The organism is Janthinobacterium sp. 1_2014MBL_MicDiv (genome assembly GCF_001865675.1).
Lineage (GTDB): Bacteria > Pseudomonadota > Gammaproteobacteria > Burkholderiales > Burkholderiaceae_D > Janthinobacterium.
In genome coordinates this window covers 1,074,941-1,093,501 of the sequence record NZ_CP011319.1, presented here as the reverse complement: position 1 = coordinate 1,093,501, position 18,561 = coordinate 1,074,941, and the positions used below count along the sequence as shown (strand labels likewise).

The window sequence follows — 18,561 nt, the reverse complement described above, 5'->3', positions numbered from 1 at the left end:
TGGCCAGATTCTCTGCCCAGCCGTTTTTTCATGCCACGCGCATCAATTCAAGTTTCCCCCGGCGCCGGATACGTCACTTCCAGCAATTCCAGCTCCTGCGCGCCCAGCGGCGTGTTCAGGGTGATTAGGTCGCCCTCGCGCGCCTTGGTGATGGTGCGCGCCATCGGCGACACCCAGCTGATCTTGCCGTTCAGCGGGTCGAATTCATCGATGCCGACGATGGTGATCGTATGCGTTTCGCCATCTTCCGTGCGGTAAGTTACGGTGGCGCCGAAGAACACCTGGTCACTGCCGTGGTGCACGCTGGGGTCGACGATGGCGGCCAGGTCCATGCGCTTCGTCAGGAAACGGATGCGGCGGTCGATCTCGCGCAAGCGCCGCTTGCCATAGATATAGTCGCCATTTTCCGAGCGGTCGCCATTCGACGCCGCCCAATGGACGATTCTGACCACTTCCGGACGGTCCACGTCGATCAGCTGCAGCAGCTCGTCCTTGATGCGCTGGTAGCCGGCCGGCGTGATGTAGTTCTTCGCGCCGGGGGGAATGGCCAGCGCCAGCGCGGCCGCTTCTTCATCGTCGTCGTGGTCCGATTCTTTTACAAAGGCTTTATTCATCTGCCTATTGTAGCCCCGCCAGGCGTGCGACGGCACACCAGACGCGGGGGCAGGCGGGCTTTTTTGACGTATCATCGTGGCAATCGCGGCAAACCTGCGCCGCACACGGAGACGGATGAAAAAATTCTACAGATTCAGGCGCTGGCTGTTCGCGCCGCTGGTCTACCTGGCCGCCATCTTCCTGCTGCTGGAAGAATGGCTGTGGGCGACGGGCGCGCGCATCATGCAGGTGGTGGCGCAGTTTCCACCGCTGCATGCGCTCGAGGCATGGATCAAGCGGTTGCCGCCCTACTGGGCGCTGGCCGTCTTCGTGCTGCCGGCCGTGCTCTTGTTCCCCGTCAAGCTGCTGGCCTTGCTGGCCATCGCGCGCGGCCATGCGTTTTCCGGCATCGGCGTGATCGTCATCGCCAAGCTGGGCGGCGCGGCCGCCGTGGCGCGGCTGTACAGCCTGACGCGCCCTACCCTGCTGAGCCTGCCATGGTTTGCCCGCTGGCATGGCCTGTTCATGGAAACCAAGGACCGCTGGATCGCCCGCCTGCGCGCCACGCGGCCGTGGCGCCGCGTCAGCCGCCTGTCGGCGGCGCTGGGCCGCGCCCGCCGTGCCTGGTGGCAACGCCTGCGCACGCGCACGACGGGCCGCCACGATTCCCGCCCGGCGCGCGTGCTGCGCCGTTTCGCCGCCTTCTGGCGCGCGCGCCGCTGATGAAAAAGCCTGCCGCCATGCCCGAGACCGCCACCGCGCCACGGCTGGCCGCCGCCATGCGCGCGGCCGCGCCCGAAATCTATCTGTACGACGCGGCCAGCCTGATATTGCTGGACGCCAACGACGCCGCCTGCGGCAACCGCCACGCCACGCGCGAGGAATTGCTGGCGGCGGCGCCGGCGCTGCAGGTGCCGGCGCGCCAGCTGGCTGCCCTTGACGAGGCCGTCGGCGCGCAAGCCATCGTGCACGTGCAGCCCCAGCGCCGCGATGGCAGCCGCTATTCGCTGACGCTGCACCTGTCGCGCGCCAGCCACCAGGGCCGCGCCCTGATCCTGGCCGTGGGCGACGACTTGCGCACGCCGCAGGCGACGGCCGCCGCGCTGGAACAGGTGCAATCGCGCTTTAACGCCATCGTCTCGAATACGCCGGGCCTCGTGTACCAGTTCTGCCTGCACGCGGACGGCCGCAGCGCCTTTCCCTACCTGAGCGACGGCTGCCAGGCCTTGCTGGGGCTGAGTCCGGCGCAACTGCATGCGCGCCCGGAACTGTTCTACCAGCTGATCCTGGCGGACGACCGCGCCTCGTATCTGGACTCGATGCAGGCGTCGAAGACCGCCCTGTGGGGCTGGAACTGGGAAGGCCGCATCTGGGTCGATGCGTGGAAGGATGTGAAATGGATCAACCTGCGCTCCACGCCGCGCGCGCTGGCCGACGGCACGGTGCAGTGGGAAGGCATCATGACGAATATCACCGAAAGCCGGCTCGAACAGATCGAAGTGCGCCAGTCGCGCGCCCGCCTGGCCGAACTGACGGCGCATATCGACAAGGTCAAGGAACACGAGCGCACGCGCCTGGCGCGCGAATTGCACGATGACCTGGGCGGCAACTTGACGGCGATCAAGATGGCGCTGGCCATGCTGGCCCGGCGCCTGCCGCCTGACGATGCCCTGTTGCAAGAAAAAGCCGAGTATGTCGATGCCCTGGTCGACCGCAGCATCGACGCCGTGCACCGCATTTCGCTGGACTTGCGCCCTTCCATGCTGGATCTGGGCATCGTCGCCGCGCTGGACTGGCAGGTGAAGGAATTCGCGCGCCAGGCCGGCATCGAATGCCAGTTCACGTCGAACCGCCAGCACATCGAGCTGGAACTGGACCAGGCCACCAGCCTGTTCCGCATCGCCCAGGAAGCGCTGACGAACATCGCCAAGCACGCGCAGGCGAGCAAGGTCGCGGTGCGCCTGGTCCGGCAGCGCCAGCATCTCGGCCTGTCGATCGCCGACAATGGCGTCGGCATGCGCCTTTCCGACCGCGCCAAGCCGCAATCGTTCGGCATCCGCGGCATGACCGAGCGCGCCAGCGCGCTGGGCGGCACCTTGAGCCTGATGGATGCGCCCGACGGCGGCACCATACTCAGCATAAAAATCAGGCTGGCCTCGCCGCGAGAGGCGATAATAGCGGCTGCAGCCCATGCGCCAGCGCATGCCCGGCCGCCGCAAGACGCAGCCTAGCGTAGGCGAACCAGATAAGAAACGAATGCAGTCATGAAAGAAAAAGCCACCATCCGGGTATTTATCGCCGACGATCACGCGATCGTGCGCGAAGGCTTGAAGCAGATCCTCGCCGATACCCGCGACATCGTCGTTGCCGGCGAAGCGGAAAACGGCCACGACGCCATCAAGCTGTTCCGTGGCTCGAAATGCCAGGTATTGCTGCTCGACATCTCCCTGCCCGACCGCAGCGGCATCGAGGTGCTCAAGCAGATCAAGAAGGAAAAGCCGGAACTGGCCGTGCTGATGCTGTCCATGCACAGGGAAGACCAGTACGCGATCCGCTCGCTCAAGGCGGGCGCCGCCGGCTACCTGACGAAGCAGAGCGCGCCGCGCGAACTGGTGACGGCCATCCGCCAGGTGGCGCAGGGCCTGAAGTACATCAGCGCCTCGCTGGCCCAGGAACTGGCCAACACGGTGGGCGAAGACCACGAAACGGCCCTGCACGACACCTTGTCGGACCGCGAATACCAGACGCTGGTCATGATTGCCTCGGGCAAGACGGTGGGCGCCATCGCCGAGGAGCTGAAACTGTCCGTGAAAACCGTCAGCGAATACCGCGCCCGCTTGCTGGTGAAAATGAAACTCAAGAATAGTGCCGAACTGACCCATTACGCCATCCGCAACCAGCTGGTCGACTAGCGGGGCACGGCGGCCGGATGCCGCCGACACGGCATGCAGGCTGGCATCTGGCGAATTGGATGGACTTCTCCTTGCTTCTCGCACAATAAGTTCTTTGCCAACTCGCATATCATGAGGATAATTAGAATATATCTAAAAAGGCTTTGCCTACATGTCCAGTAAATTGCCATCTTCGCCAGCAAATACACCGGCTGGCGCCACGAATACCGCCGCCGGTGCGGCGATGAACCCGGCCGACATCGCCCGCGAAGCGTTTCGCCGCCTGGCGACGCGCCGCATCGCGCCCACGCCGGGCGCCTACCGCGACATCTACAATGAAATCGCCGGCATCAGCGAACCGGCTGACCCGCCGGCAGCGCCCGCGGCCGTGCTGGCCGCCAGCGCCCCGACGGAAAACGGCGCGGAAAACGTGCTGACGCAGTTTGCCGCCAAGATGAGCGAATCGGCGGGCGAACTGGGCGACTTCGGCCGCCGCTTCCAGCGCGCCCTGAAGGCGCGCGACTGGGACAGCTATGCGCGCACCCTGGCGCAGCTGGCGGAAAAACAGGCCAAGAAAGGCGGCGGCATCGAATTGCCGCCCCTGCCGGACGGCGAACAGACGCGCACCCTGCGCGAATTGCTGAGCCGCACCCTGGGCTTTGCCGTCGCCACACTGCTGACGGGCACGCCCGCGCTGGTGGAAGAGGCCGAATCGCTGGGCGCCGCCATCAAGCAGGCGCACACGGAAGAGGCCCTGAACGAGGCGGCCCTGCGCCTGAAACAGCTGTGCTACCAGATTGAACTGAAGAGCGGCGATACGGCCGAGCAGCAGGAACTGCTGCTGCGCCTGTTCAAGCTGCTGCTCGACAACGTCAGCCAGTTGCTGGACGACGACAGCTGGCTGCGCGGCCAGGTCGATGCCGTGCAAAACCTGATCGCCGGTCCGCTGGACCAGCGCGCGCTGGAAGACGCCACGCGCAGCCTGAAGGAAGTCATCTACAAGCAAAGCCAGCTCAAGCACAGCCTGTCCGACGTCAAGCTGACGGTGAAGAACATGATGATGACCTTCATCGACCGCCTGGGCCAGGTGGCGGCCAGCACGGGCGACTTCCACGAAAAGATCGGCGGCTATTCGGAAAAGATCAGCCAGGCGGAAAACATCAGCGAACTCAATCACGTGCTCGACGAAGTACTGCGCGAAACGCGCATGGTGCAGAACGAAGCGTTGCGCGCACGCGACAAGATGGTGCTGGCGCGCCAGGAAGTGCAGGATGCGGAACAGCGCATCCACACGCTGGAAGCCAAGCTCCAGCATATGAGCGAACTGGTGCGTGAAGACCAGCTGACGGGCAGCCTGAACCGCCGCGGCCTCGACGACGTGTTCGAACGCGAGACGGCCCGCTCCGACCGCCGCGGCACGCCGCTGTGCATCGCCATGCTGGACCTCGATGACTTCAAGCGCCTGAACGACACCTACGGCCACCTGGCCGGCGATGCGGCCCTGAAACACCTGGTGAAGATCGTCAAGGAAACCCTGCGCTCGATGGATGTCATCGCCCGCTTCGGCGGCGAGGAATTCCTCATCCTGCTGCCGGAAACCACGGTCGATGCGGCCGCCTCGACCATGACGCGCCTGCAGCGCGAGCTGACCCGGCATTTCTTCCTGCACGACAACGAGAAAGTCTTGATCACGTTTTCCGCCGGCGTGGCCCTGCGCCTGCCCAACGAAGACCAGGCCGAACTGGTCAAACGCGCCGACCGCGCCATGTACCAGGCCAAGCAGACGGGCAAGAACCGCGTGGTGGTGGCCGACTGAGCCGCCTCTCACGGCAGCAGCCAATAAAAATGCCGCTCATCGAGCGGCATTTTGCATTCCGGCGCCTGCTGGGCGCCTGGCGGGAAATCAGCGGTAAGGATGCTCGTCGGCAAAGAAATCGATCAAGCCGCCTTCGTGCTCGATCAGGATGGACCTGGCGACGATGCCCTCGCGCGCCATTTCGGCGGCGATATCGCGGGCGCGCCACTGCGTGGGGATGATGACGACGTCGACCGGCGCCGTTTTCAGCACGTCGCGGTAGACGATTTCCTGGCCCAGGCCAGGCACGAAGGTGCCGGCCTTGTCCGGATCGGAGTCGACCACGAGAGGGAAGCGCTGCGCGTCGGCGCCGAACTGGTGCATGAAGGCGGCGGCCTTGCCCGTGCCGCCCCAGATGGCCACGCGCTGGCCGCCGGTGGCCAGGGTGTCGAGCTGGGCGGCAATAGTCTTGCGGCTGCGCTGGGCGGCAACGGCAAATGCATTGCTGTGGCGCGCCTGGTCGCGCAGCGCCTTCGGCACCTGCAGGCGCACCAGCGCATACACGACCTCGCCGTCGTAGCCATGCGCCAGCTGCACCACCTCGCCGGCCCGCTGCATCAGGGTGCGGAACGATTCCGTCGTGAAATGCGACATGTGTTCATAGAAGAAATCGGCCAGGCGGCCCGTGGCGAAGACGCGGTCGATGCACGGCACTTCGGCAAACAGCCAGCACGGCTGCTCCGAGCGCGAGGCGGCCCACGCCATCTGCTCGACCAGGGAGGCGGGATCGGTCAGGTGCTCGAGCACGTGGCGGATCACTAGCGCATCGGGCGCAAACTCAGGCACATCCTGCAGCGGCTGGAAATAGCGCGCATGAAACTCCACGCCGCGGCCTGTTTCCGGCGTGGCATTCGGGTCGAAACCGATGAAACGCCCCTGCTCGCCCCTGGCGTCGGCCAGCGCGCGCACGAAATGGCCTTCGCCGCAACCGATGTCGATCACCGTGGGCGAGGCCGGCAAGCGGGCCAGCAGCACGTCGCGCGTATCGGCCAGGTGGCCTTTCCAGATACCGCCCTTGTTGAACATGCGGTTGGGATTGTTTTGGTAGGGAATGGCGTCATAGGAAAACGCGCGGTTCCACACGTGCGTGCACTGCGGGCACTGCACGAAATCGTGCGGCTGCACGGCCATCGCCTGCGCTTCGGCCGCGCTGGCCGGCCAGCCCAGGGTGGCCAGGGCTTGCTGGCCGCCATCGAAAAACGCCGCCGCCACCGTGTGGGCGCAGACCGGGCACACGGCCGGGAGCAATTGCTGTTTCATGCAAAGATCACTTTCTTGAAGTAGGCGATGGTTTCTTTCAAGCCATCATGCAGGCTCACCGTCGGTTCCCATTCCAGGGCGGCGCGCGCCTTGGCGATATCGGGCTGGCGGCGCACGGGGTCGTCGGCCGGCAGCGGGCGGAAGACCAGTTCGCTTTTCGATTCCGTCAGGCGCAGCACCAGCTCGGCCAGTTCGCGGATGGTGAATTCGGAGGGATTGCCCAGGTTCATGGGACCGATTTCCTGGGTCTGGTTCATCATGCGCACCATGCCCTCGATCAAGTCGTCGACATAGCAGAACGAGCGCGTCTGCTGGCCGTCGCCGTACAGGGTGATCGGTTCGCCGCGCAGCGCCTGCACGATGAAGTTGCTGACGACGCGGCCGTCGTTCGGATGCATGCGCGGGCCATAGGTATTGAAGATGCGCACGACGCGGATATCCACGGCCGACTGGCGGTGGTAATCGAAAAACAGGGTTTCGGCGCAGCGCTTGCCTTCATCGTAGCAGGCGCGCGGGCCGATCGGATTGACATGGCCCCAATAATCCTCGCGTTGCGGATGCACTTGCGGATCGCCATACACTTCCGAGGTGGACGCCTGCAGGATGCGCGCGCGCTTGCGCTTGGCCAGGCCCAGCATGTTGATGGCGCCCAGCACCGAGGTCTTGGTGGTCGAGGTGGGGTCGTTCTGGTAATGCACGGGACTGGCTGGGCACGCCAGGTTGTAGATGCGGTCGACTTCCACGTACAGCGGCAGCCAGACGTCGTGGCGCAGCAGCTCGAAGCGCTTGTGGCCCAGCAGGTGGCGGATATTGTCCTTGCTGCCCGTGTAGAAATTATCCACGCACAGCACGTCGTGGCCATCGGCGATCATGCGGTCGCACAGGTGCGAGCCGAGGAAGCCGGCGCCGCCGGTAATCAGGGTGGTACGCGACATTATTCTTCTCCTGCGTTATCAATCACCGCCATCCGCGCCCGCCACATGCCCCACATGGCGTCTTCGAAATGGCGCGCAAAGCGCGGCGCGTCATACAGCGGCGAGGCCAGTACCTGGGCGCGCAGGCCGCCGCGCAGGGCCGCCAGGGACGCCAGGTCACCGGCTTTCTGAACGGCAATAGCCACATACGCGTCATCATCGGCGGCGATCCAGTCCGGCAAGCCCGCATTGTGCAAGACCGATTCGCCCAGGTGCGACAGGAAGCGGTCGCCCTTGCGCGTGACGATGGGCAAGCCCATCCACAGTGCTTCCATGCTGGTGGTACCGCCCGGATACGGGAAGGGATCGAGCACGATGTCGGCTTGCTGGTAGGTGGCCAGCAACTCTTGCCGCGACGACGGCCCTTCCAGGCGCAGGCGTACGGCAGGAATGCCGTGCGCGGCAAAGCGCGCCAGCGTATGGGTACGCACGCCGGCGTCGCCCAGCTGCGGATTTTTCAGGAACAAGCGCGCATCAGGCACCTGCTGCAGCACCCTGGCCCAGACGGCCACCACGTCATCATTCATCTTGCCCAGATTATTAAAGCAGGCAAACGTCACATAGCCATTCTCCAGCGCGGGCAAGGGCGCCACCGCCAGGTCGAACTCGGGCGCGGTAAAGCACAGATAACTGTCGGGCATGCGCCACAGGGTTTCCGTGAACTGGTCTGCCTCGCCTGGCGGCGCGACAAAGCGGTCGCCCAGCAGATAGTCGATCTGCGCCACGCCCGTGGTGGCGAAATAACCGAGCCAGGTGGCTTGCACGGGGGCCGGCCGCCAGGCGAACAGCGGCAGGCGGTTTTCCGCCGTATGTCCGCTCAAGTCCAGCAGCACATGCACGCCATCGGCGTCGATCATGGCGGCGGCAGCCTCGTCGGTCTTGTCATGGATAGGGCGCCAGGCGGAAAAATGGGGAGCGAGGCGGTTCGTCAGCTCATCGACCTTGACGACCGTGGGATAGGCGATCAGTTCCACGGTTTCGCTATTGAGCGAGGCGAGCAAGCTTTCCAGGAAGTAACCGACGGGATGGCGGCGCAAGTCGCCCGACACGATACCGATACGCAGGCGCGTGGGATCCTTGCGGCAAGCCCAGCGGCGAAATGGCTGGGCGGCATAGGCCGTGACAGCCTTGCCAAAACGCAATGCCTGCTCGAAACGCTTGGCAGGCGACCCCGTGGAATTGTAATTTTGCAAAAACAACAGGTTGCTATGGGCGCCAAAAAAGTCGGGCACCATGCTGAAAGCCTTGCGATAGCTCAACTCGGCTGCAGCGTAGCGCCCCAGCTCCTGCTGGACAAGACCTATATTGTTCAGTATTTCCGCATCGCCGGGAAAGAAACGTTGCGCTTTCTGCATGCACGGCAGCGCTGCACGGGCCCTGCCCTGCATTTGCAGGGCGGCGCCCAGCATTTTCCAGCCCAGGCCATCGCGCGGCGCGCGGCGCGTGGCGGCGCGCGCCTCCACCTCCATGTCCGCATAATGGCCACGGTCAAACAGGGCCGTCAAACGCTCGGAAAGCTTCTGATCGGCGCTCATGGCCTTCTTGCCATGCGCCGCCATGGCGTCGCCAGCCAGGCCGGCATGCTCCTGCCGCTGCTTTTCCAGCAATTTTTGCTCCAGCTGATCGACCGCCAGGCTATCGAGCCCATGGCGGCGCCCCAATAGCAGCGTCTGCTGCGCCAGGTCGACCTGCCCGGCCAGCATCAGCGCTTCTATATAGTCGAGCCAACTGGTCGATTGCTCGGGCTCGGCCCCCAGCACGGCGGCAAAGTGCGGCAGGCTGCCTGCCGCATCGCCCGTACGCAAGTACAGCAATCCCAGCTGGCGATTGGCGAACGCTTCCTCGGGCGCCAGTTCGAGCACGGCAAAGAACAGCTGCGCCGCCTCGTCATAGCGCTCCGCGCGCAGATGTTGCTGCGCCTGTTCCAGGGCTTCGCCGACGGCTTGCTCTATTTCCTGCGGCCGTGGGGCAATGGAGGCGCCGCTGGCAGCCATATTAGTCGTTGTCATAAAAACTCATGGTTAGGCGAAGTTGCGCTGCCATCGCCGTGACGGCAGGCAGGACGTGTGATGGGAACAATCTTACCAGTTGTAACCAAGCATCATTCCACGAGCAGGCGGGGAATACGCCCATATATGGGGGCTTAAAAACCGCGGCCGGCAACCGGCATACGCTTCCTGGGTCCTCAACAGAGGGGCCTGCGGGTAAAAATAAAACTTTTTTTGCCCTCAAGTTTTGTTTTTACCTGCCGTCTAGCGGGCCGCTCCACGGAAAGCTGAGGGTAAAAAAATAAAATAAAGAATGTTTTTTCCTATCAACTTTTTCAGGCGGCCACCGATAAACATTACAACGACGGTTTGATTGCTTCAAAGTACAGAGGCAGACCAACGTGAATAGCACATAGCGCAATGTAGTACCTGTCTGGAGAATTAAAATGGCTGCAGTAATTAACACCAACATCGCTTCCCTGAACTCGCAACGCAACCTGTCGACCTCGCAATCGGCCTTGACCACCTCGCTGCAACGCCTGTCCTCCGGCCTGCGTATTAACAGCGCCAAAGACGATGCCGCCGGCCTGTCGATTTCGGACCGCATGACGTCGCAAATCAACGGCATGACGCAAGCGACCCGCAACGCCAATGACGGCGTGTCGCTGGCGCAAACGGCCGAGGGCGCACTGTCGAGCTCGGGCGACATCCTGCAACGCATCCGCCAACTGGCCGTGCAATCGTCGAACGCCACCAACTCGGCCAGCGACCGCCAGGCTCTGCAAACCGAAGTCGGCCAGCTGAACTCGGAATTGAACCGTATCGCCACCACCACCTCGTTCAACGGCCAGGCTTTGCTGGACGGTACGATGGGTACGGCTAACTTCCAGGTCGGCGCCGATGCCAACCAGTTGATTTCGGCCAATGGCGCGAACTTCCTGACCAGCACCTACGGCAACAACCGCGTGGAAAATGCTGCAGTACAAGCAGCGGCCGCCACCAGCGCCACCAACGGTGGTTCGATCAAGATCTCGGGCAAGTTCGGCGCCGCCGACGTCGCCACGGACGCCACCTCGTCGGCCAAGTCGATTGCCGCCGCCGTCAATGCCAAGACCGCCAACACCGGCGTAACGGCTGACGCCCGCACCGATGTCAACCTGGCCCTGGGCGTGGAAGCATATTCGTTCAAGATCAACTCGGACAACTCCAATGCAGCGGACGCCGTGACCGTATCGTTCGCCGTCACCGGCACCGCTGGCACGGCTGCCGACTTTGCCGCCGGCATCAACGCGATCAATGCGCAAACGGCCAAGACGGGCGTGACCGCCCAGTACGATGCCTCCCAGGGCGGCATCAAGCTGAGCAATGCATCCGGCGCGGATATCAAGATCAGCAACACGCAGACCAACGCCAAGCTGGACGTGAAAACGTACGACGAAAAAGGCGTGAAGCTGGCAGCGGCAGCATTCGATGCCAAAACCTCGACCGCCGTCGCCGTGGCCAACGGCCGCGTCACCTTCGATGGCGACAGCAGCTTCTCGGTCAGCGAAACGTCGGCTACCGGCCTGAAACTGACGGGCGGCGTAGCTGTTGGCGCCAACCAGGGTTCGAGCCTGAAATCGGTCGCCACGCTGGACGTCACCACGTTCGAAGGCGCCCAGCTGGCACTGAAGATCACGGATGCAGCCTTGTCCACGGTCAACAGCCAACGCGCGCAGTACGGTGCTTTGCAATCGCGCTTCTCCTCGGCGATCGCCAACCTGCAATCGACGACGGAAAACCTGTCGGCCTCGCGCAGCCGCATCGTCGATACCGACTTTGCTGCAGAAACGGCCAGCATGACCCGTGGCCAGATCCTGCAACAAGCCGGTACCGCCATGCTGGCACAAGCGAACTCGCTGCCAAACGGCGTGCTGAGCCTGCTGCGCGGTTAATCTTCGATTAGCCACGCGACATCGCTGGACTCAGGTTCCCCTGCCGGATTTTTTCGGCAGGGGAATTTTCACTAGGGGAGCAACATGACTATCGACACCATAGCTGCCGCCTCCGCAGCGCGCATCGACAAGAACTACCCGGCAGCGGAACCGGCCGCCGCACGTCCGCAGGCATCACGCAATGCGGGTACCGGCATCGACGCCACGGCCAACGGCAAGGAACCGAGCCGCGAACAGCTGGACCAGGCCGTTTCGGAGCTGAACCAGTCGCCACAGGTCAAGACCCAGGGCTTGCAATTTTCCATCGACGAAGACAGCCAGCGCACCGTGGTCAAGATCATCGACCAGGAAACGCAGGAAGTCCTGCGCCAGATCCCGACCCGGGAAGCACTGGAAATTGCCAAGTCATTTGCCTCGGCAAAAGGCCAGCTGATCAGCCAGAGCGCATAATTCATGCCGGCAAGAAACGCAGGATCAGTGCTATACAGCAAAGAAACCGCGAGCAAGGGCCAGCCAGCCACCTGGACTGGCCCTGTTTTTTAATGCAGTTCACACGACAACATCCCCGCATTCCGGCCTGCCTGCTCAGGCAACTGAAAACAGAAGCGTAAAAGCCCCTCTCAAGTCCTGATTGATTCTGCCGATAACAGCTTATATTAGTGTTTTCCTAGGAGCATGTAGTGGCCATCTCACCAACCTTATCTTCCCCAGGCATCGGCAACAGCACGCTGGACGTCACCGCCCTCATCGATAAGCTGATGACCGCTGAAGCGCTGCCCCTGGCGACGTACGACAAGAAAACCGCTTCCTACCAGGCCAAGCTGAGCGCGCTGGGTACCCTGAGCGGCGCCGTGGGCGCCTTCCAGACGTCGCTCTCGGGCCTGAGCAACAGCAACAATTTCCGCGCCGTCTCGGCGATGCCTGCCGACCCGCTCGTATTTACGGCCTCTGCCGGCGCCAAGGCCGTGGCTGGCAATTACAACATCAATGTCAGCCAGCTTGCGCAATCGCAAACCCTGACCTCGGCTGGCTACGCCAGCAAGATTTCCACCATCGGCTCGGGCGCCAAGACCACCATTTCATTTCAATTAGGTAATGTTAGCGGTGGCATCTTCGGCATGAAAGGTACGGCACTCAGCGGTACCACTTTGCAAAACGGCATCAACAACGGCTCCCTGACCCTGAATGGCACGGCCATTCCCACCGACAGCACCACCAAGAGCACGCGCGCGCTGGCCGAAGCCATCAACGCCAAGAGCAGCACCACGGGCGTGACGGCCACGGCACAGCCGGCCGCCAGCAGCGCCACCCTGTTCGCCGGCTATGGCAATGTGGCCACCGGTGCAGATGGCACGTATTCGCTGTCCGTTGGCGGCATCAATATCGTTACGCAGGGCAATGGCGTGGGCGCCGGCGCCGGCATCACGGGCGCCTCGCTCGATACCACCCTGGCCGGCCCGAACGCCGTCTCGAATGCGCTGGCGGAAGCGAACATCACCGTCAGCGGCAAGGCTGCCGACGGCACCCTGCAATTTACGCGCGCGGACGGCTCCAACATCCAGATCGAGGAAGTGGTGACGGGCGACGTCAAGGGCGGCATCGGCCATGCCTCGACGGCCACCAACACGGGATTTAACGTCACCGTTGCCAGCTCCATCACGCTCGCCTCGACCAACGGCAGCCCCATCACGGTGGGCGGCAGCAATCCGGCGGCGGCCGGACTGACGGCCGGCGCTGGCGGCGCGTATATCGGCAGCGGCTTTACCCAGGATGCCACGCAGGCGACGGGCACGGTGGTCATCGATTCGACGAACAATTCGCTGCAGGGCATCCGCGACGCCATCAACAATGCGGGCCTGGGCGTGACCGCCAGCATCGTTTCCGACGGCACGGACAAGCCCCACCATCTGGTGCTGAGCTCGTCGAAGTCGGGCGCCAATTCAAGCATGAAGATTTCGCTCAGCGGCAGCGACGGCCAGCCGGCCGACAGCGCGCTGAGCGATTTGCTGTCCTATGATGCCTCGGGCACGCAAAACCTGAAACAGAACAGCGCCGCGCAGAACACCATGCTCAGCGTCAATGGCATTCCCATCACGAACAGCTCGAACAGCATCGACAGCGCCATCGAAGGCGTGACCCTGAACGTGCTGAAGGTGGGCAGCAGCTCGCTGTCCGTGTCCAAGGATACGACGACGGTGAAGACCGGCGTCACCGCCTTCGTCAAGGCCTACAACGACTTGAACGCGTCGATCGCCAAGATGACGTCGTACAACGCGGAAACCAAGCAGGCCGGCGTCATGCTCGGCGATTCGACGACGCAATCGATCCAGTCCCAGCTGCGCAAGCAGCTGAGCACATCGATCACCGGCCTGGCAGGCAACCTGAAGACCCTGGACCAGGTCGGCATCACCTTCCAGAAAGACGGCAGCCTGGTGCTGGACTCGGCCGTGCTGGACAAGGCCATCAGCGCCAACTTCTCCGACGTGGCCGGCCTCTTCTCGGCCCTGGGGAAAACCACGGACAGCAACGTCAGCTTCACCAGCTCGACGGCCGCCACCAAGCCCGGCTCATATGCGCTGAACATCACCAACATGGCCAGCCAGGGCACCCTGAGCGGCACCGTGGCCTTGCCGGCCTCGACGACGATCGCCAGCGACACCACCTGGAGCGTCACCTTGAATGACACGGACCCTGCCGCTGCCAAGAATACGGCCACCGTGACCATTCCTGCTGGCAATTACACACCGGCCCAGCTGGCCGGCATGATCCAGTCGTCGATCAACGGCGTAAAGACCTTCAGCGACAATGGCGGCTCGGTGACGGCTTCGATCGACGGCAATGGCCGCCTGGTGGTGGCGTCGGCCCGGTACGGTTCCGTCTCCAACCTGGCCGTTTCCTCCGTCACCGGCACGACCGTGGATTCGCTGATCGGCGCGGGCGTCACGCCCACCAAGGGCACGGACGTGGCCGGCACCATCGGCGGCCAGGCCGTCATCGGTTCGGGCCAGACCCTGACGGGCGCGCCCGGTTCGCCGGCCGACGGCCTGAAGATCGAAGTGACGGGCGGCGGCCTGGGAGACAGGGGCACGGTGAGCTTCTCGCAAGGCTATGCCTACCAGCTGAACAACCTGGCCGCTTCCTTCCTCGGCACGGACGGCATCATCACGGGCCGCACCACGGGCATCAACAACAGCATCAAGGATGTGGCCGACCAGCGCCAGCGCTTTGCCGACAAGCTGACCACCATCGAAGCGCGCTACCGCGCCCAGTACACGCGCCTCGACGTAACGCTGAGCAAAATGGCGACCACGCAATCCTATTTGACCCAGCAGCTGGCCGCCCTTGCCGCCAACCGCTAAGCGCTATCATCAGGAGAACATATGTTTGGAACCCAACAACGCGGCGTCAATGCCTATGCCAAGGTCGGCCTGGAAACGGGTATCGTCTCGGCCTCGCCGCACAAGCTGATCGTGATGCTGTACGACGGCGCCCTGGTGGCCGTGCTCAGCGCGCAGATGCACATGAAATCGGGCAACGTGCCGGAAAAAGGCAAGTCCATCTCGAAAGCTATCCAGATCATCGACAATGGCTTGCGCGCCAGCCTGGACAAGGAAGTGGGCGGCCAGATCGCCGAGGGCCTCGACGCCCTGTATGAATACATGAGCGCGCGCCTGCTGACGGCCAATCTGAACAACGATATCGCCATGCTGGAAGAAGTGCAGCGCCTGCTGACCGACTTGCGCGAAACCTGGAACGCCATTGGCGCCACGCCCGCCGCCGCCCCCGGCGCCGATTTGAAACGTATGCCCAGCCTTGCGAGCGCCTGATCCATGATGACGAATCAAGAAGTATTGACCACCTACGAAGCCATGCAGACCCTGACGGGCCAGATGGTGACCGCCGCCACCAACGCCGACTGGGACGGGCTGGAAGTGCTCGAGCAGCGCATCGGCGCGCATGTGGCCGCCCTAAAGGCGAATGAGGAAAAGGTCGTGCTGGAAAGCGCCGGCCGTTTGCGCAAGGTTGCCATGATCAAGCAGATCCTGGAAGACGACCGCAAGGTCCGCGACCTGACCATGCCGTGGATGGCGCAATTGTCCAAGCTGATCAATAACACCGGCACCGAACGGCGCCTGGCCAACGCCTACGGCGTTTAAACACGGGCGGGGGCGGCATGCTGCCGAAGATGGATGCCATCGGCATGACGCCCCTGACCCCGGTCAAGGTCACGCGCCCGGCCGACAGCGTCGCCGATCCGCGCCAGGCCGAGTTCCAGCGCTCGCTGCAGGGACTGATCGGCAAATCCATGCAGGGGCAAGTGCTGGCCCGCATGGGCGACGGCAGCTACCTGGTGCGCGTGGCCGGCACGCCGGCCCGCATGCAGCTGCCCGCCGGCGCCCAGCTGGGCACGGAAATCCCGCTGACCTTGATCGGCATCAATCCCCGCCCCTCTTTTCAAATAGGCAATAACCGCGACCAGCCGGCCAGCGCCCTGCTGACGTATGCGGACGCGGAAGCGGAACCCGAGGCGGCCGACCTGCGCGGCCCCCAGGCCGGCGCCGCCCAGGCAGGCACGCGCGCCAGCAGCACGGCCGCCACCCTGCTCGGCCGTGCGCCCCTGACACCGGCCAACCTGCTGCCGGCGCTGGCCGGCGACACGCCCGCGCCGGAACTGAGCACCACCGCACGCGCCATTAGCAGCGTGCTGGTGCAGGCGGAAAGCGCGCCCGGCGCGCCGCTGTCGCTGGTGGGCAAGACCCCCTTGATGGCCGCGCCCGGCACCGATCCCGCCCAGGTGGCGCACAAGCTGCGCGACGCCGTCGGCAGCAGCGGCCTGTTCTATGAATCGCATGTAGCGGAATGGGCCGAGGGCAAGCGTCCGCTGGCCTCGCTGCTGCTGGAGCCGCAGATGCAGAAGGCCGCCCAGGGCGAAACCCAGAAAAGCGGCACCGACCTGGCCTCGGCACAACTGATCAATCTGCAGCTGCATACGCACGAACAGGCGCGCGTGCAGTGGCAGGGCGAGGCGTGGCCGGGCCAGAAGATGCAGTGGGATATCGCGAAAGATGCGCCGGAAGGCGGCCAGCACGATGGCCGCGACGGCGACGAAGAGGCCACGGCGTGGCGCAGCAGCGTGCGCTTCCAGTTTCCCCTGCTGGGCGACCTGGCCGCGCAAGTGGTGTTGCAGGGCGGCAGAGTGGCGATCCAGATGCAGGCCGGCAGCGAAGGCAGCGCCGAGACCCTGCGCCAGCATGCGGCGCGGCTGGAAGCGGCGCTCGACGCGGCGGGCTGGCCCTTGTCGTCGCTGACGATCGCCGGCAAGCCGGACGCCGCCGAAGCGCCGGACGCGGCGCCAGGAGACGGCGATGCTTGACGACACCAAGCGCAAGGTGCCGCAGACGGCCGTCGCCCTGGCCTACCAGAGCGGTGCGCCGGCGCCCAAGGTGGTGGCCAAGGGCAGCGGCCTGATCGCCGACCAGATCATCAGCACGGCGCGCGAGCACGGCGTCTTCGTGCATGAATCGAAGGAATTGGTGGCCTTGCTGATGGATGTCGACCTCGATCGCCAGATCCCGCCCGGCCTGTATCGGGCGATTGCGGAACTGCTGGCCTGGTTATATCATATTGAATCTGCGAACGGCGGCCCCATCCCGCCGCCGCCCGACACCAGCTCTCTTCCCATCGATACATAGACAGGCATCAATGCAAGCACATATTATGGATTCCGGCCTCGAAAACTGGCATGACTTTGAAGTGGAATCGCGGCGGGAAATCATCGCCCTGTTACGCAGCATCGGCGAAAAGAACCAGCTGATCCGCATGCTGATCCACGGTGAATCCGATGTGTGCGTCACCTCGATCCTGGAAGTCGATGCCGAGCGCAACACCGTCATCCTCGACCGCTCCGTCAATGCCGACCAGAACCGGCGCATGGTGGCCGCCACCGGCATCTCGTTTGAAACCTCGCTCGACAAGATCCGCATCCTGTTCGCCAGCGCCCTGGTGGAAGAGTGCCAGTATGAAGGCACGCCGGCCTTGAAGATAGCCGTGCCGGAAACCCTGATCCGCTTGCAGCGGCGCGAGTATTACCGCATGACGACGCCCGTCAGCAATCCCGTGCGCGTCTCGATTCCATTGCCGCCCGCGCTGGGCGGCGCCGACACGCTGTTCCCGCTGGCCGACATCAGCTGCGGCGGCATCGCCATCCTCGACAACAAATTGATGCTGGGCGAGACCATCGGCAGGGATTATCCGGGCTGCCGCATCGACTTGCCCGACGTCGGCATCGTCACCGCCACCTTGCAGATCCGCAACTCGCTGGACATGACTTTGCTCAACAATAAGCTGAACCGCCGCCTCGGCTGCCAGTTCGTCGACTTGCCACGCAGCATGCTCGCGCACGTGCAGCGCTATATCACGCGGCTGGAACGCGAGAGGAATGCACGCATGGCAGGGCTGGGTTGATATTCAAGCAGTGACCCAGAACGAAGACTGGGGTCGAACCTGATGGTCGGACCCCGCCGTTCGTGACATACACATATAAAAACCTTACACCTGCATATTCATGATCTCATGATAGGCAGCAACCAACTTGTTGCGCACCTGTACCGTGGCCTGGAATTCGATGCTGGACTTTTGCATCGACACCATCACGTCGGACAGGCTGACTTTCTCGTCGCCCATGGTAAAGCGCTGGCCCATGGCCGACGACGCCTTTTGCGCGCCGCTGACGGATTCCAGCGCGCCCTTGAACGCATCGGCGAAGTTCACCTTGGCTGCCGGGGCCTCGGTCTGGAGCGCCGGCACTTTCGCTTCCGGCCGCGTGGCCGCCGACTTCAGCTGCGCGATCATCGCCTCGATCCTGCTGCTATCGATACCGCCTGTTTTCACCTTGCCTCCCGATTCTCGTCTATTCCTGCTTGTTGCTTCCAGAGAACAAAACCCTGGCCAGCAAGGCAACGCCGGGTACAATAACTTCCACCACGTGTTGCCAGGGTTCCACAATACCAGCGCAAAAGCCAGCCACTCGGCCGAGCAGGCGGCAAAAGCGCCTTCTATTTGGAC

General features: G+C 63.7%; 17 protein-coding genes. 12 read left to right on the top strand and 5 right to left on the bottom strand.

Translation table 11 applies throughout. From position 1 onward, the window contains the following. Positions 1–47: 47 nt before the first annotated feature. Positions 48–614, bottom strand: coding sequence for a transcription elongation factor GreB (greB, locus tag YQ44_RS04815; RefSeq protein WP_071322415.1), 567 nt, complete (start codon positions 612–614; stop codon positions 48–50). 115 nt (positions 615–729) lie between these two features. Here greB and YQ44_RS04810 point away from each other — a divergent pair, with 115 nt between their 5' ends. The 4 genes from YQ44_RS04810 (at position 730) to YQ44_RS04795 (ending at position 5,301) form a co-directional block, all read left to right on the top strand. After that, positions 730–1,317, top strand: coding sequence for a hypothetical protein (locus tag YQ44_RS04810; protein ID WP_071322414.1), 588 nt, complete (start codon positions 730–732; stop codon positions 1,315–1,317). Continuing rightward, positions 1,317–2,825: a sensor histidine kinase gene (locus tag YQ44_RS04805; RefSeq protein WP_232251051.1), complete on the top strand. Its 1,509-nt coding sequence runs from the start codon at positions 1,317–1,319 to the stop codon at positions 2,823–2,825. Before YQ44_RS04810 ends, YQ44_RS04805 begins: the two co-directional genes overlap by 1 nt. A gap of 33 nt (positions 2,826–2,858) precedes the next feature. Continuing rightward, positions 2,859–3,506, top strand: a complete 648-nt coding sequence (locus YQ44_RS04800) for a response regulator (RefSeq protein ID WP_071322413.1) — start codon at positions 2,859–2,861, stop codon at positions 3,504–3,506. A 223-nt stretch (positions 3,507–3,729) separates the two neighbouring features. Further along, positions 3,730–5,301, top strand: a complete 1,572-nt coding sequence (locus YQ44_RS04795; RefSeq protein ID WP_071322412.1) for a GGDEF domain-containing protein — start codon at positions 3,730–3,732, stop codon at positions 5,299–5,301. Positions 5,302–5,388: 87 nt separating this feature from the next. Here YQ44_RS04795 and YQ44_RS04790 read toward each other — a convergent pair whose 3' ends face one another. From YQ44_RS04790 to YQ44_RS04780, 3 genes are read right to left on the bottom strand one after another with little or no spacing between them, the layout of a single operon-like run. After that, positions 5,389–6,600 carry a class I SAM-dependent methyltransferase gene (locus YQ44_RS04790; protein ID WP_071322411.1) on the bottom strand — a complete coding sequence of 404 codons (1,212 nt, stop codon included), beginning with the start codon at positions 6,598–6,600 and terminating at the stop codon, positions 5,389–5,391. After that, on the bottom strand, positions 6,597–7,535 hold the full coding sequence (locus YQ44_RS04785) for a UDP-glucuronic acid decarboxylase family protein (RefSeq protein WP_071322410.1): 939 nt from the start codon (positions 7,533–7,535) through the stop codon (positions 6,597–6,599). Before YQ44_RS04785 ends, YQ44_RS04790 begins: the two co-directional genes overlap by 4 nt. Next, positions 7,535–9,583, bottom strand: coding sequence for a tetratricopeptide repeat protein (locus YQ44_RS04780; protein WP_083411646.1), 2,049 nt, complete (start codon positions 9,581–9,583; stop codon positions 7,535–7,537). Before YQ44_RS04780 ends, YQ44_RS04785 begins: the two co-directional genes overlap by 1 nt. A gap of 425 nt (positions 9,584–10,008) precedes the next feature. Here YQ44_RS04780 and YQ44_RS04775 point away from each other — a divergent pair, with 425 nt between their 5' ends. The 8 genes from YQ44_RS04775 (at position 10,009) to YQ44_RS04740 (ending at position 17,961) form a co-directional block, all read left to right on the top strand. Beyond that, a complete protein-coding gene (locus YQ44_RS04775) occupies positions 10,009–11,496 on the top strand; it encodes a flagellin N-terminal helical domain-containing protein (RefSeq protein WP_071322408.1) in 1,488 nt (495 codons plus the stop codon). Positions 11,497–11,580: 84 nt separating this feature from the next. Next, positions 11,581–11,946 carry a flagellar protein FlaG gene (locus YQ44_RS04770; RefSeq protein ID WP_071322407.1) on the top strand — a complete coding sequence of 122 codons (366 nt, stop codon included), beginning with the start codon at positions 11,581–11,583 and terminating at the stop codon, positions 11,944–11,946. A 230-nt stretch (positions 11,947–12,176) separates the two neighbouring features. Next, positions 12,177–14,855, top strand: coding sequence for a flagellar filament capping protein FliD (gene fliD / locus YQ44_RS04765; protein WP_289885296.1), 2,679 nt, complete (start codon positions 12,177–12,179; stop codon positions 14,853–14,855). Between the two features lie 21 nt (positions 14,856–14,876). Then, positions 14,877–15,323: a flagellar export chaperone FliS gene (fliS, locus tag YQ44_RS04760; protein WP_071322406.1), complete on the top strand. Its 447-nt coding sequence runs from the start codon at positions 14,877–14,879 to the stop codon at positions 15,321–15,323. A gap of 3 nt (positions 15,324–15,326) precedes the next feature. After that, positions 15,327–15,653: a flagellar protein FliT gene (locus YQ44_RS04755; RefSeq protein ID WP_071322405.1), complete on the top strand. Its 327-nt coding sequence runs from the start codon at positions 15,327–15,329 to the stop codon at positions 15,651–15,653. Positions 15,654–15,670: 17 nt separating this feature from the next. Further along, a complete protein-coding gene (gene fliK, locus YQ44_RS04750) occupies positions 15,671–16,870 on the top strand; it encodes a flagellar hook-length control protein FliK (protein WP_071322404.1) in 1,200 nt (399 codons plus the stop codon). Beyond that, a complete protein-coding gene (locus YQ44_RS04745) occupies positions 16,863–17,189 on the top strand; it encodes an EscU/YscU/HrcU family type III secretion system export apparatus switch protein (RefSeq protein ID WP_071322403.1) in 327 nt (108 codons plus the stop codon). Before fliK ends, YQ44_RS04745 begins: the two co-directional genes overlap by 8 nt. Before the next feature lie 25 nt (positions 17,190–17,214). After that, on the top strand, positions 17,215–17,961 hold the full coding sequence (locus YQ44_RS04740; protein ID WP_083411645.1) for a flagellar brake protein: 747 nt from the start codon (positions 17,215–17,217) through the stop codon (positions 17,959–17,961). Positions 17,962–18,045: 84 nt separating this feature from the next. On the opposite strand, the gene fliE is transcribed toward YQ44_RS04740, so the two are convergent. Further along, a complete protein-coding gene (fliE, locus tag YQ44_RS04735) occupies positions 18,046–18,348 on the bottom strand; it encodes a flagellar hook-basal body complex protein FliE (RefSeq protein WP_232251297.1) in 303 nt (100 codons plus the stop codon). Between the last annotated feature and the right edge of the window lie 213 nt (positions 18,349–18,561).

What these genes read in the sequence shown, in the direction of transcription:
- greB (WP_071322415.1), bottom strand. Translation starts at nt 614, where the DNA reads ATGAATAAAGCCTTTGTAAAAGAATCGGACCACGACGACGATGAAGAA.
- YQ44_RS04810 (WP_071322414.1), top strand. Translation starts at nt 730, where the DNA reads ATGAAAAAATTCTACAGATTCAGGCGCTGGCTGTTCGCGCCGCTGGTC.
- YQ44_RS04805 (WP_232251051.1), top strand. Translation starts at nt 1,317, where the DNA reads ATGAAAAAGCCTGCCGCCATGCCCGAGACCGCCACCGCGCCACGGCTG.
- YQ44_RS04800 (WP_071322413.1), top strand. Translation starts at nt 2,859, where the DNA reads ATGAAAGAAAAAGCCACCATCCGGGTATTTATCGCCGACGATCACGCG.
- YQ44_RS04795 (WP_071322412.1), top strand. Translation starts at nt 3,730, where the DNA reads ATGAACCCGGCCGACATCGCCCGCGAAGCGTTTCGCCGCCTGGCGACG.
- YQ44_RS04790 (WP_071322411.1), bottom strand. Translation starts at nt 6,600, where the DNA reads ATGAAACAGCAATTGCTCCCGGCCGTGTGCCCGGTCTGCGCCCACACG.
- YQ44_RS04785 (WP_071322410.1), bottom strand. Translation starts at nt 7,535, where the DNA reads ATGTCGCGTACCACCCTGATTACCGGCGGCGCCGGCTTCCTCGGCTCG.
- YQ44_RS04780 (WP_083411646.1), bottom strand. Translation starts at nt 9,583, where the DNA reads ATGACAACGACTAATATGGCTGCCAGCGGCGCCTCCATTGCCCCACGG.
- YQ44_RS04775 (WP_071322408.1), top strand. Translation starts at nt 10,009, where the DNA reads ATGGCTGCAGTAATTAACACCAACATCGCTTCCCTGAACTCGCAACGC.
- YQ44_RS04770 (WP_071322407.1), top strand. Translation starts at nt 11,581, where the DNA reads ATGACTATCGACACCATAGCTGCCGCCTCCGCAGCGCGCATCGACAAG.
- fliS (WP_071322406.1), top strand. Translation starts at nt 14,877, where the DNA reads ATGTTTGGAACCCAACAACGCGGCGTCAATGCCTATGCCAAGGTCGGC.
- YQ44_RS04755 (WP_071322405.1), top strand. Translation starts at nt 15,327, where the DNA reads ATGATGACGAATCAAGAAGTATTGACCACCTACGAAGCCATGCAGACC.
- fliK (WP_071322404.1), top strand. Translation starts at nt 15,671, where the DNA reads ATGCTGCCGAAGATGGATGCCATCGGCATGACGCCCCTGACCCCGGTC.
- YQ44_RS04745 (WP_071322403.1), top strand. Translation starts at nt 16,863, where the DNA reads ATGCTTGACGACACCAAGCGCAAGGTGCCGCAGACGGCCGTCGCCCTG.
- YQ44_RS04740 (WP_083411645.1), top strand. Translation starts at nt 17,215, where the DNA reads ATGGATTCCGGCCTCGAAAACTGGCATGACTTTGAAGTGGAATCGCGG.
- fliE (WP_232251297.1), bottom strand. Translation starts at nt 18,348, where the DNA reads ATGATCGCGCAGCTGAAGTCGGCGGCCACGCGGCCGGAAGCGAAAGTG.